This window comes from Collinsella aerofaciens, assembly GCF_039062315.1.
Taxonomy (GTDB): domain Bacteria; phylum Actinomycetota; class Coriobacteriia; order Coriobacteriales; family Coriobacteriaceae; genus Collinsella; species Collinsella aerofaciens_BG.
Genome location: NZ_JBCJBG010000001.1, coordinates 1 through 12,533, shown reverse-complemented (window position 1 = coordinate 12,533; position 12,533 = coordinate 1). Strand labels below are relative to the sequence as shown.

Below are 12,533 nucleotides of genomic sequence, written 5' to 3'. Positions count from 1 at the left end.
CTAGCGCACCCCCTTCAGCGGCCCCTCAACCAGCCAAGATCCGACATCCTCTAACAGCACCTCGCTAGGGTCACACCCCAGCTCGCGGGCCAGAATCGTTACCACGCGGCTCTGGCAAAAGCCACTTTGGCACCGACCCATGCCGGCGCGACAGCGGCGTTTGACGCCTTCGACCGAAACCGCGCCCGGCTGGCGTCGGATCGCGGCCACAATCTCGGCCTCGGGCACCGTCTCGCAGCGGCAGACAATCTGTCCCCACGCGGGTTCGGACTCGATCAGCTCCTCCTTGCGCGCCAGCGGCGTGCGGTCAAAGTCGTCCGGCGCGCGGCGAATTGGGTTCCAGTCCGCCCGCTCGTGCAGTTCCACGCCCGCCTCACGCATCACAAGCTCCATGCGCTCGGCAATGGCTGGCGCGCTCGCCACGCCCGGCGACTGAATGCCCGCCGCCTGGAACAGCCCCGGCACCACAGTCGACTGTCCAATAAAGAAGTCGTTCGTTCCCTGAATGACCGGACGCCCGCCGGCAAATGCGCGCACCACGCGGCGCGTATCCAGATCGGGCACCAGCTTGCGCGCGCCGGTCAGCAGCGCGTTCACATCGCTCGCATAGGTCTGCGTATCGCCTGCCTCGCGCACGGCGGCCGTGGCGGTGATCACGGTGTTGCCATGCACGGTGCCCGTCACGATAACGCCCTTCGATATCGGCGTCGGTACGGGGTAGAGCGGCATAAGCGTGCGCGGCTCCTTGTCCAGCACCACGATGTTGCCCTGACGCCAGACCATCTGGAACTCCTCGGCACCCGCCATATGCGAGATGTTCGCGGCGCCGTTGCCCGCGGCGTTGATCAGGTAGCGGCAGCGCACGTTGCCAGCGGGGGTCGCCAGCGTAAAGCGCGCGTCGTCGCCTGAGCCTGCGACTTCAATCGCTTCCACCGGAGCGGACCGCATAAACGTCACCCCGTTGGCCACGGCGTTCTCCAGCGCGGCGATGGCAACCTCAAACGGGTCGACAAAGCCAGTGGAGGGGCACCACAACGCGCACGTTGCATCGGCACTGGCGCGCGGCTCCAGTTCGTGGATGCGGTCGGGTCCGACGATCGACAGCTCGGGCACACCGTTGACATGGCCGTTGCACCGCAGCTTCTCCAGATGCGCGCGGTCCTCGTCGTTAAAGCCCAACACCATCGACCCAGTGCGGCAGAACAGAAAGCCCAGTTCCTGTGCCCATGTACCGTACAACTCGCAACCCCGGGCGTTGACCTGCGCCTTCATCGTGCCCGGTGCCGGATCGTAACCGGCATGCACCAGACCGCCGTTGGCCTTCGACGCCCCTAACGCGATATCGTTTGCTGCCTCGACCACGCAAACGGATAGGTCATAGCGCGCGAGTTGCCGCGCAATGGCGCACCCGGTGATGCCTGCGCCCACAATTGCGATATCAAACGTTTCTGCCACGGTGCCTCCCAGACAAGTTGACAGGCTGTCAATAGGACTATCCTACGGTCTGCATACCCCCAGTGCGGCGGCAATGCGGCGAACAGCCCCGCAACACCCGCCAACGGCAGACGAGGGGAGACCCGGCGACGTCGACAACTTCGTCTGCCGGCTACCACGTTGAAGTTTTGTCTCGATCTGTAACATCTAGACCCGGATTTCGCCTCCACCTGTTACAGATTGAGATGTTTGTGTCCGCGCCAGCCCCGTATCCAGCCGTGGTCCCATATAAACAAACCCCGTGGTAAACTTGTCCGGACTGTAAATAATCCGAAAGGTACACCCCAATGTCCAAGTACATCTCCGAGCTCATGTCGCCGCAGCTTATGGGCGTCGTCTATGCCTTCGTTGGCTTTATCATCGCCCTGTATGTGCTGTCGGTCGTCTATGTGTTCATCGACGCTCGCCGCCGCGGCGCCAGCGCCTACGTGGCATGGGGCATCATCGCCCTCATCCCGTTTGTAGGTCTCATTGCCTACCTGGTCCTGCGTCCGCACTCTTACGCGTCCGACCGCGAGGAGCAGGAGCTGGACATGGCCCTGCGCGAGCGCCAGCTTGCCCAGTACGGCACCTGCCCGCAGTGCGGTGCGCCCATCGAGAAGGACTTCGTCGTCTGCCCGGTGTGCGACACCCAGGTTCGCAACGTGTGCCCCAGCTGCCATCGCCCGCTCGATGCGCACTGGAAGGTTTGCCCCTACTGCCGAACTCGCATCCAGTAACGCATCCATCGCCGGGCCGGCCGCAAACCACGGGCACCGCGCAAGCCACACGCGCAACCCGCCCCACACGATGAAGCATGCGTAGAAAATCGCCCGCCGTGCCATTAAGGTGCGGCGGGCGCTTGTATACCAAGGCAACCTGCCTATAATGATGCAAGTCAAAAACGCCGAGCGCATCGCACGCACTTGCATCAGGCATCCGAGAGGAGAAAACATACCCATGAAGGCACTCTACAATGACGGTTCGGTGGCCGAGCTCCCGCAGGACGAGGTCACGCACGTCATCCGCCACTCTGCCGCGCACATCATGGCGCAGGCCATCAAGCGCCTGTACCCCGAGGCCGACTTTGCCTACGGTCCCGCGACCGACAACGGTTTTTACTACGACGTCGACCTGCCCGAGGGCGTCAAGATCAGCGAGGACGACTTCCCCGCGATCGAGGCCGAGATGAAGAAGATCGTCAAGGAGAACCTCAAGTTCTCCGTGTATGAGAAGCCCCGCGCCGAGGCCATCGCCCTTATGGAGGAGCGCGGCGAGAAGTACAAGGTCGAGCACATCGGCGACCTGGACGACGACGCCCGCATCACTTTCTACCAGCAGGGTGACTACATCGACATGTGCGTCGGCCCCCACATCTGCTACACCAAGGCGCTGAAGGCCTTTAAGCTCACCGGCGTCTCGGGCGCCTACTGGAAGGGCGATAAGGACAACAAGATGCTCACCCGCATCAACGGCGTCGCCTTTGCCACCAAGGAAGAGCTCGACGAGCACATGCACATGCTGGAGGAGGCCAAGAAGCGCGACCACCGCAAGATCGGCCGCGAGATGGACCTCTTTATGATGCGCGACGAGGCCCCCGGCTTCCCGTTCTTCCTGCCCAACGGCATGATCCTTAAGAACACGCTGCTGGACTACTGGCGCGAGATCCACCACAAGGCCGGCTATGTGGAGATCTCCACGCCGCTCATCATGAACAAGCAGCTGTGGAAGACCTCGGGCCACTGGGATCACTACAAGGACAACATGTACTCCACCGTCATTGACGACGAAGAGTACTGCATTAAGCCCATGAACTGCCCGGGCGGCGTGCTGGTGTACGCCTCCAAGCCGCACTCCTACCGCGAGCTGCCCATCCGCGCCGGCGAGATTGGCCTGGTGCACCGCCACGAGCTGCGCGGCGCCCTGCACGGCCTGTTCCGCGTGCGTTGCTTTAACCAGGACGACGCCCACCTGTTTGTGCGCCCCGACCAGCTGACCGACGAGATCGTGGGCGTGGTCAACCTTATCGACTCCGTGTACCAGAAGTTTGGCTTTAAGTACCACGTTGAGCTTTCCACCCGCCCCGAGGACTCCATGGGTTCGGACGAGGATTGGGCTCGCGCCGAGGAGGGCCTGCGCACCGCTCTGGAGAAGCTGGGCATGGACTACGAGGTCAACGAGGGCGACGGCGCCTTCTACGGCCCCAAGATCGACTTCCACCTGGAGGACTCGCTCGGCCGTACCTGGCAGTGCGGCACCGTCCAGCTCGACTTCCAGATGCCACTCAACTTTGACCTGGAGTACGTGGACGCCGACGGCACCAAGAAGCGCCCCATCATGCTGCATCGCGTGTGCTTTGGCTCCATCGAGCGCTTCATCGGTATTCTGATTGAGCACTTTGCGGGCAAGTTCCCCACCTGGCTGGCTCCCGTTCAGGTTAAGGCGCTTCCCGTCTCTGAGAAGAGCCGCGACTACGCCCACGAGGTGTGCGCTAAGCTGGAGGAGGCCGGCATTCGCGTGGTCTGCGACGACCGCGACGAGAAGATCGGCTACAAGATCCGTGAGGCCCGCAGCATCGACCGTGTGCCCTACATGCTCATCCTGGGCGAGAAGGAGGTCGAGGCCGGCAACATCTCCGTCCGCGATCGCTCCAACGAGACCGTTCAGATGAGTGTTGACGAGTTTGTTGCCAAGGTGACCGAGGAGATCAAGACCCGCGCCTAGCACAAACAATACAAGAATTAACAAAGGCGATCGTCCTCGCGGGCGGTCGCCTTTTTTGTTGTCTATAGAAGAAAAGCCGCTGGTTAGAGCGGCTTTTTTGTTGTGCAAAAAGGTACAGGTTTTTGTATCTTTCGACGGGCTTCATTATACGAGCAAACTGCTCGCGTTTTCCCAGATTGCACAAAATGTGCCGCGAATGGGTGCATCTCCATACGCCTCTACAAAAACCTGTACTTTTGCGACTGCGCCTAGCTGCGAGCGAGAAGCCTGTTCTAAACGCCCCTGCATTTGCGTGCATCGCAAAGCCAAAAAGAGGGGGCGAGAACATGGAACAGACGGCACGGCGCCAAGAGCAGCTGCCGGGCGCATTTAACGGCGCCACCACCAACAGCCAGCACGGCCGCGTCCGCTGGTATCTGGTCCACACCCCCAATGGTAAAGAGCGCGAGACCTGCGAAAAGGTCCGCCGCATTATCCCGCACGAGCTGATGCAGGACGCTTTTGTGATGCAAAAGGAGTTCTGGTTTAAGCGGGACGGCGCATGGTCGCTCCAAACCAAACCCATGTACAAGGAATATTTCTTCGTTGCCACGCACGATGCCGCAGCGCTCGATAGGGCTTTGGCACAACTGAGCTTTGGCTGCCGCATTGCCGGCAGTAGGGAGCGGGCGTACATGCCCATGCCGGACGACGCACAGGACTGGTACCGCAGCGTGCTGGACGAAGACGGCGTGGTGCGTAACAGCGTTGCGCGCATAGAAGACGGCGTGCTGCACATAGAGCAGGGCCCACTTGTGGGGCAAGAGGCGCGCGTTAAAAAGATCGACCGTCATAAGCGCTGGTGCCTGGTCGACTTTGGCGAAGGCGACTCCGCATTTAGGGAGCTGCTTGCGCTGGACGTCCCCAGCAAAACGTAGGGGAGACGTTGCACTGGCAATTTATTTGGTTTTTGAATCCGTGGATGGGGGGGGTTCCTGGGGACAGGAACGTAAGTTTTATTGTGGCTGCTAAAGAAGTAACAGAAAGTAATACGCCCGTGGGGGTGCCTGCTAGAGGCATTTCCCACGACTATTTCCTTGGTTGGGTGCTAGCCCGTGCCTAGGAAACCGACGGGGACCCTCTTCTACCGCATATGCAAGAGAGCGTTCGACATAGCCTTCAGCGCCGGGTGCACCGTGGTGCTGGCGATTCCCATGGCCTGCGTCTGCGCCGCGATCTGCGCGGAGTCGCCGGGCTGCCCGGTCTACACGCAGGAGCGCGTGGGCAGGGGAGGCCGGGTGATCCGCGTGCTTAAGCTCCGCAGCATGGTGGCAGACGCCAGCGACGTACACAAGTACCTTAGTCCCGAGCAGCTGCACCAGTGGGAAGTTGAGCGCAAGGTCGACGATGACCCGCGCATCACCAGGGTGGGCAGGTTCATCCGTAAGTGCTCCATCGACGAGGTGCCGCAGTTCCTCAACGTGCTCAAGGGCGATTTGTCCGTTATCGGACCACGTCCCATCACACGTGATGAGCTGGAACAGCACTTCTCCGACGAGGAGAAGGAAGAGCTGTTGAGCGTTGCCCCGGGCATCACGGGCCTATGGCAGGCCACTGAGCGCAACGGCGCGACCTTTGAGAGTGGCCTGCGCCAGAAGATCGAGCTCCATTACGTGCGGAACCGTTGCTTCGGAATGGACTGGAAATGTTTTACAGGCACTTTCGGTGCCATGTTTGGAAAAAGGAGGACTGGGCGATGACCATGGATGCAAAGCCCTTGGTGAGCGTGATCATCCCGCTCTACAACTGCGAGAAGTATCTTCCCGAGGCCTTGGACTCGCTCGTCGCGCAGACGGTGCCTGACTGGGAGGCCATCCTCGTGGACGACTGCTCCGCGGACGGCTCCGCGGCGATGGCCGACGCCTACGCCGCCCGCGACCCGCGCTTCCGCGTTTTTCGACAGCCCGAGAACGGCGGCGCTGCCAAGGCCCGCAACAGAGCCCTCGAGAACGCGCGCGGCCGCTTCATCGCCTACCTCGACTCCGACGATTACTGGATGCCGGAGAAGCTCGAGCGCCAGCTCGGCTTCATGCGCGACCGCCGCATAGGCGCGTGCTTTACCTCCTACGAGACGGTGAACGAGGACGGGGATCATCGCAACTACGTCCACGTGGACGCCGAGGTGGGCTACCACCGCTTTCTCACCAAGCCGCCCACGTGCAGCCACACCGTCATGTTCGACACCGCCGTCGTGGACCGGGCGCTTCTCGTGATGCCCGACATCCGCAAAAGGCAGGACGCCGCCACATGGCTCCAGGTCATCAAGGCGGGCCACAGGCTGCACGGCCTCGACGAAGTACTCGCGGCGAACCGTAAGCGGGCGGGCTCGCTCAGTTCGAACAAGCTCTCCGCCGTCCGCAACACATGGATGCTCTACAGACAGATCGAGCGGCTGTGGCTACCGTACGCCGCCTACTGTCTGTTCTGGCAGATGTTCCACGCAACCCTCAAGAGAATAGGAAGTATTTAAATGTTCACAACCCTTTACGAAGATCTGCTCGCAGGTGACGCCAAGCTCTCGCTCGTAGGCCTCGGCTACGTTGGCATGCCCATCGCCGTCGAGTTCGCCAAGCACGTCCCCGTCATCGGCTTCGACATCAACGAGGCCAAGGTCGAGCAGTACAAGCAGGGCCACGATGCCACCAATGAGGTAGGCGACGAGGCCCTGGCTCACACGACCGTGGACTTCACGGCCGACCCGACGCGCCTAGAGGAGGCCCGCTTCCACATCGTGGCCGTGCCCACGCCCGTGAACCAGGACAAGACGCCCGACCTAACGCCCGTCATCGGCGCGTCGGAGACGCTGGGCAAGCACCTGAAGCCCGGCAGCATCGTGGTCTACGAGTCCACCGTCTACCCGGGCGTCACCGAGGACGTCTGCGTGCCGATTCTCGAGCGTGAATCCGGCCTCAGGTGCGGAGAGGACTTCAAGGTGGGCTACAGCCCCGAACGCATCAACCCCGGCGACCGCGTGCATACCCTTACGACCATCCGCAAGGTGGTCTCGGGCATGGACGACGAGTCCGCCGAGCTCATCCGCAGGGTCTACGACATCGTGATCGCCGCTGGGACCTTCCCGGTCTCGACCATCAAGACCGCCGAGGCCGTGAAGGTCGTCGAGAACTCGCAGCGCGACATAAACATTGCCTTCATGAACGAGCTCGCGATGGTGTTCGACCGCATGGGCATCGACACCTCCGAGGTCATCGAGGGCATGAACACCAAGTGGAACGCCTTGGGCTTCCGACCGGGCCTGGTGGGCGGGCACTGCATCGGCGTCGACCCCTACTACTTCACCTACGAGGCCGAGAAGCTCGGCTACCACAGCCAGATTATCCTTTCCGGCCGCAAGGTGAACGACGGCATGGGCGGATTCGTGGCCGACGCGGCCATCCGCGAGATGGTACAGGCCGGGCTTGCCCCCGCGAAGTCGCGCGTGGCCGTGCTTGGACTCACCTTCAAGGAGGACTGTCCCGACGTGCGCAACTCCAAGGTGGACGACATTCTCGCTCGCCTGCGCCAGTACGGCATCGCGCCCCAGGTCTGCGACCCCTGGGCTGACCCGGCTGACGCCAAGGCTGCCTACGGGGTTGACCTTGTTCCCATGGAGGAGCTGCGCGACCTCGACTGCCTCATCGTCGCGGTGGCGCACCGCCAGTTCCGCGATATGAGCAGCGACGACGTGAAGGCCCTCTTCGCTGACAAGCCCGACGCCGAGAAGGTGCTCGTGGACGTGAAGAGCGTCCTGCCTAAGGCGGAGTTCGCTGGGTACCGGTACTGGAGGCTGTAGTGCGGCAGAAGACCACGACGATATGTTACTTAGCGAATGCCGACAACTACCACACCTACAAGTGGGCGTCCCAGTTTTCGCTCCGGGGCTACGGGGTTCACGTCCTCTCCCTTGAGGAGTGCCGCTCCGAAGCCATCCGCGAACTGAAAAACGTCACCGTCCATTACCTGCAAAACCCCAGCGCCCGCCAGGGTTCGGAGTTGCAGAAGCTCGGCTACCTCTCCACCGTCGGCGTGGCGCGCCGCCTCATCGAGGAGCTGGACCCCGACGTCGTGCACGCTCACTATGCCTCGAGCTACGGGCTTGTGGCGTCGCTCGCGTGCAGGCGCCCGTACTACCTCTCGGTCTGGGGCTCCGACGTCTACGATTTCCCGCGCAAGTCCCCACTGCACCGCGCCGTCGTCCGGCGCTCGCTCGCCAAGCCTGCCTGGCTCATGTCCACGAGCCGCGCTATGGCCGAGGAGTGTGCCAAGTACACGGGGCGCGACTTCGAGATAACGCCCTTCGGCGTGGACATGGGGCTCTTCTCGCCTCGCAAGCGTGAGCCCCACGAGGGCCTCGTGGTGGGCACCGTGAAGGCGCTTGAACGCAAGTACGGCATCGACACGCTGCTGCGCGGCTGCGCGCTCCTGCATGACCGCAGGCCAGACCTGGGCGTGCGCGTGCGCATCGCGGGCAAGGGCACCATGGAGGCCGAGCTGAAGGCACTCGCCACGAGGCTAGGCATGGACGGGTACCTCGACTGGCTCGGCTTCATCCCGCAGGAGGAGGCCGCGCGGGAGTGGGCGGGCCTCGACATCGCAATAGTAGAAAGCGAAAGCGAAAGCGAAAGCTTTGGCGTCTCCGCGGTCGAGGCGCAGGCGAGCGGAACCCCACTTATCATATCGGACATCCCTGGCCTTATGGAGGCCTGCGACGGCGGGCACACGGCCGTCGTCACGCCCCGGCGCGACCCGGCGGCCCTCGCCGATGCCTTGGAGGCGCTTGCCGACGACCCGGCTCGCCGCGCCCGCATGGGGGCCGAGGGCCGAGCCTACGTGGAGCGCGCCTACGAGGTGGGCGCCTGCTTCGACCGCGTGGAGGAGATTTACCGTAGGAACATGGAGGAAGCGCGATGAGGGAGAAGGTCGCGAGGGGCCTGTACTGCATGCTTGCGAAACTGCTGCCGCGCTCGCGCCGCTTCCCGCCGGCCAAGAAGCTGCGGGGCGGGGTGGCTCGATTGATGGGCTGTAAGCTGGGCCGTGACGTGAACATCGAGCACGGCGCGGAGTTCGACTCTCGCCTCGTTGTGGGCGACCGCTCGTCGGTGGGCATTGACTCGGAGTGCTTCGGGCCGGTGACCATCGGTCGCGACGTGATGATGGGGCCGGATTGCGTTGTGCTTACCCGCAATCACAGGCACGACCGCGTTGACGTGCCCATGATTGAGCAGGGTTACGAGGACTACCGCCCCGTGACCATAGAGGACGACGTGTGGATTGGTCGGCGCGTCACCATCCTGCCCGGCGTGAACGTGGGTGCGCACTCCATCCTCTCCGCTGGCGCCGTCGTGACCAAGGACGTCGAGCCGTACTCCGTCGTTGGTGGGGTTCCGGCACGGCTCATCAAGAAAAGGGGCGCGGATGCGCGGTGCTGCTGACATATCTTTTTGCGGAGCGGGCCCGAGGGGGTCGGGCCTGATCCCCTCGCGAGAAAAGGGGCGCGTGCGCGCGCTGGTGAGGGCGCGGGAGGTCGAGCGGGAGGAGAACACGATAGTCTTCCTCCTCCTCGTATGCTTGGTTTGCCTGCCGATCGCCGCGCTCTCGTCGCTCAAGACGCCCCTCTACGCCGCAATCCTTGCGCTGGACCTGCTCTTGCTCCTCGTCGCCTCGGCCGGGGCTACCAAGATGAGGCTCGACGGGGGGCTTGTCTGGACATCCGTCGGACTCTTCTGCTATCTAATCATATGCTGGCTGCTGAATGGCGGCAGCGCGGCGGAGCGCCTCGTGCAGACTGCGGTCTATCTCGCGACACTCCTGGCCTTCTCGAGCTATGAATGGACGCCCGCGCGCGTGTCAAAGGTTAAGAGGCTCTTCGCCGCCCTGCTCTTCGCTGCCCTGGTCTACTGGTTTGTGTCCGGACGGGTCACGAACTACTACGCTGCATTCTATGTCCACAGCAACGCGTTCGCCGTCGTGCTTATATGCGCCTGCGCCCTTTCGCTACTCTCCATGGATGGGCCGAAGCCGAAGGTCTCCGACCTATGCGTCTTCGCCATGGCGCTCGTCCTGCTCCTGTTCGCGAACAGCCGCTCGGCGATGCTCGCGCTTCTCGTGGTAGTGGCCTTACCCTATCTGCTGCACGCAGTCTCCAAGAAACGGTCGTTTCTCGCAGTGGCGCGCGTTGCCTTCTTCGTCGTGCTCGTCGCGGTGCTTGCCTTCACGGTCGTCTACCCCTCGCTGATCGGCACGCAGCTGGGTTACTCCCTGGAGATGTTGTCGCGCGAGTGGCTGAACAAGAACTTTTTCTCGGGCCGCGAGGTCGTCTGGAAGATGATCTTGGACGCCGTGAAGGGGCACGAGGTGTTCGGCCTGGGGCTCTCCATGGTCCCAAGCATGGTGTACGAGACGTCCTTCTCCTCGCACAACCTCTACCTGCAGACCATCCTTCAGTCCGGCGCGGTCGGCCTCGTGTTTGTGCTCCTCCTCCTATGGCTCGTCTTGGAGCGCCTCGGGAAGGAAGGCGGCTGGCAGGCGTGCGTGGGTGCCTCCCTGCTGGTGGGCGTGCTCGTGCACGAGTGCCTCGAAGTGTCGCTCACGCAGAACAACTTCGACGTTGGATTGCTCTTCTGGGTGGTGCTGGGGATCTCGGTCTCGGCCTCCTCACTGCGAACTGCGCGCGGGGGTGACGGCTCATGAGTCGCGGGGGCCTGCTCGGCAAGATAGTCGGCTTCTCGATGGTGAGCGTCGTGAGCGCGGTGCTTTCGCTCGTCGTCGTTCCGGTGTCGACGCACCTGTACGACCAGGACGCGCTCGGCAAGATCAACTTCTTCTTCTCGGTAACCAACGTCCTGCTTACCCTGTTCTGCCTCGGGCTCGACCAGGGCTACGTGCGCTTCTACCCACTCGCGAAGGACGAGGGGCAGCGCAGGAGGCTGCTGACGTTTAGCGTCTCGGCGTGCTTGTGCGTCGTCGTGGCCGCGGGCCTCGTGGCGTGGGCGTTCGACGACTCGCTGTCGGTGTGGTTGTTCGGGGAGGCCGGCATGCCAGCGACGGCGATGATCTGCTTGGTCACGCTGTGCGTCGTCGCGCTCAGGTTCTTCTCGCTGCGCTACCGGATGGCGGAGGACGTGTGGGGCTACACCATCTTTGCCGGCGCCGTATCGGTCATCCAAAAGGGTCTTTACATCGTCTCGGCGGTCGTGTCCACGAGCTACGTAGTGGCGGTCGGCTGGGTTGCGCTCGCCTGTCTGCCGATCCTGGTGGCCGCCGCCGCGCACGAGCGCGCGCAGCTCGCCGCCCCTGACCTGCGCGGGGAGGCTTCCCTCTACTGCGACGAGGCCCGCTTCTCGCTGCCTCTCTTGGCGTCGGGGCTGGTCGCGATACTCACCAACTATGTGCCGCAGTTCGCTATCCGCTCCCTCATAGGCTTCTCCAACATCAGCGTGTTCACGGCGGCCCTCACCGTGTCACTGGCCGTCAACCTCATCCAGAGCGGCTTCAACGCCTTCTGGGCTCCCTACGTCTACCAGCATGCGCGCGACGAGCAGGGGAAAATCATGCGCGTACACGAGGCCGTGGTCATGGTGGCTGTGAGCGCCTGCATGCTGCTCGCCATGATCGTCGACCTCGCGTTCCTGCTGTTCAAGCCGAACTACGCCGCGGGGGCGCGCCTTGTACCGTTCCTAGCGCTGGGGCCTCTGTGCTACACCATCGGCGAGACGGCGGGGGTGGGCATCAACCTCAAGATGAAGTCGGGGCTGAATCTGCTGATCTCTGCCGCCACGCTCGCCTCGAGCGTGGCGCTCTCGCTGGCGCTCGTGCCCGTGCTCGGGCTGGGCGGCGGAGCCGTCTCGGTCGGGGGCGCGGCGGCCGTGGGCCTCGCGCTCAAGACGGCGATAGGCGAGCACTACTACCAGAGCATACGCGACCGCTCGTTCATGCTCAGGGGGCTTCTGCCCTACGTCGCAGTCTGCGTCGTCGCACTCGCGCTGCCCGATCGACTGGCCCTTCGGCTCGCTATCGATGCTGCGCTGCTCGTCCTCTCACTCGCGCTGTATGGCCCGTCTAGGCTGCGCGCGCTCGCAGGCTACCTCAAGTCCTTCGTCGGGAGATGATTCGCATGCTGCTTCGCGCCCTCGGCTGGCTCTTCTACAACCTCGAGAGACTCCGCATGAGGTGCCTAGGGACCTACAAGACCTCGCTGTGCCGCTGCGGGGAGAATAGTTACGTGGGGGGTGTTCCTATAGTTTTGTCAATTGGGAAATGCTCTCCGTGCGACCGAATCGCGGCATGCTGACGCCAAGCCA

General features: G+C 63.1%; 11 protein-coding genes. 10 read left to right on the top strand and 1 reads right to left on the bottom strand.

Features of this window, described 5'->3' with window-relative positions:
* Positions 1–1,455, bottom strand: coding sequence for an NAD(P)/FAD-dependent oxidoreductase (locus ABCP74_RS00055; protein WP_343001623.1), 1,455 nt, complete (start codon positions 1,453–1,455; stop codon positions 1–3).
* A gap of 326 nt (positions 1,456–1,781) precedes the next feature.
* Between ABCP74_RS00055 and ABCP74_RS00050 the strand changes: the two genes are divergently transcribed.
* The 10 genes from ABCP74_RS00050 (at position 1,782) to ABCP74_RS00005 (ending at position 12,341) form a co-directional block, all read left to right on the top strand.
* Positions 1,782–2,213, top strand: a complete 432-nt coding sequence (locus tag ABCP74_RS00050) for a double zinc ribbon domain-containing protein (RefSeq protein ID WP_055251579.1) — start codon at positions 1,782–1,784, stop codon at positions 2,211–2,213.
* Positions 2,214–2,433: 220 nt separating this feature from the next.
* Positions 2,434–4,197: a threonine--tRNA ligase gene (thrS, locus tag ABCP74_RS00045; RefSeq protein WP_055251577.1), complete on the top strand. Its 1,764-nt coding sequence runs from the start codon at positions 2,434–2,436 to the stop codon at positions 4,195–4,197.
* Between the two features lie 326 nt (positions 4,198–4,523).
* The gene (locus tag ABCP74_RS00040) at positions 4,524–5,114 is read left to right on the top strand and encodes a hypothetical protein (protein WP_343001624.1); all 591 of its coding nucleotides are present in this window, start codon (positions 4,524–4,526) and stop codon (positions 5,112–5,114) included.
* 177 nt (positions 5,115–5,291) lie between these two features.
* Entirely contained in the window at positions 5,292–5,936 is a 645-nt protein-coding gene (locus tag ABCP74_RS00035) for a sugar transferase (RefSeq protein WP_343001625.1), read from the top strand.
* Positions 5,882–6,706: a glycosyltransferase family 2 protein gene (locus tag ABCP74_RS00030; protein ID WP_343001626.1), complete on the top strand. Its 825-nt coding sequence runs from the start codon at positions 5,882–5,884 to the stop codon at positions 6,704–6,706. The genes ABCP74_RS00035 and ABCP74_RS00030 overlap by 55 nt, the downstream gene beginning before the upstream one ends.
* The gene (locus tag ABCP74_RS00025) at positions 6,707–8,026 is read left to right on the top strand and encodes a nucleotide sugar dehydrogenase (protein ID WP_117743631.1); all 1,320 of its coding nucleotides are present in this window, start codon (positions 6,707–6,709) and stop codon (positions 8,024–8,026) included.
* Positions 8,026–9,144, top strand: a complete 1,119-nt coding sequence (locus ABCP74_RS00020; RefSeq protein WP_333790145.1) for a glycosyltransferase — start codon at positions 8,026–8,028, stop codon at positions 9,142–9,144. Before ABCP74_RS00025 ends, ABCP74_RS00020 begins: the two co-directional genes overlap by 1 nt.
* Complete coding sequence (locus tag ABCP74_RS00015; RefSeq protein WP_117743633.1) at positions 9,141–9,665, top strand: acyltransferase; 525 nt, start codon at positions 9,141–9,143, stop codon at positions 9,663–9,665. Before ABCP74_RS00020 ends, ABCP74_RS00015 begins: the two co-directional genes overlap by 4 nt.
* Positions 9,666–9,729: 64 nt before the next feature.
* The gene (locus ABCP74_RS00010; protein ID WP_158553172.1) at positions 9,730–10,923 is read left to right on the top strand and encodes an O-antigen ligase family protein; all 1,194 of its coding nucleotides are present in this window, start codon (positions 9,730–9,732) and stop codon (positions 10,921–10,923) included.
* On the top strand, positions 10,920–12,341 hold the full coding sequence (locus tag ABCP74_RS00005) for a lipopolysaccharide biosynthesis protein (protein WP_343001627.1): 1,422 nt from the start codon (positions 10,920–10,922) through the stop codon (positions 12,339–12,341). Before ABCP74_RS00010 ends, ABCP74_RS00005 begins: the two co-directional genes overlap by 4 nt.
* Positions 12,342–12,533 lie beyond the last annotated feature (192 nt).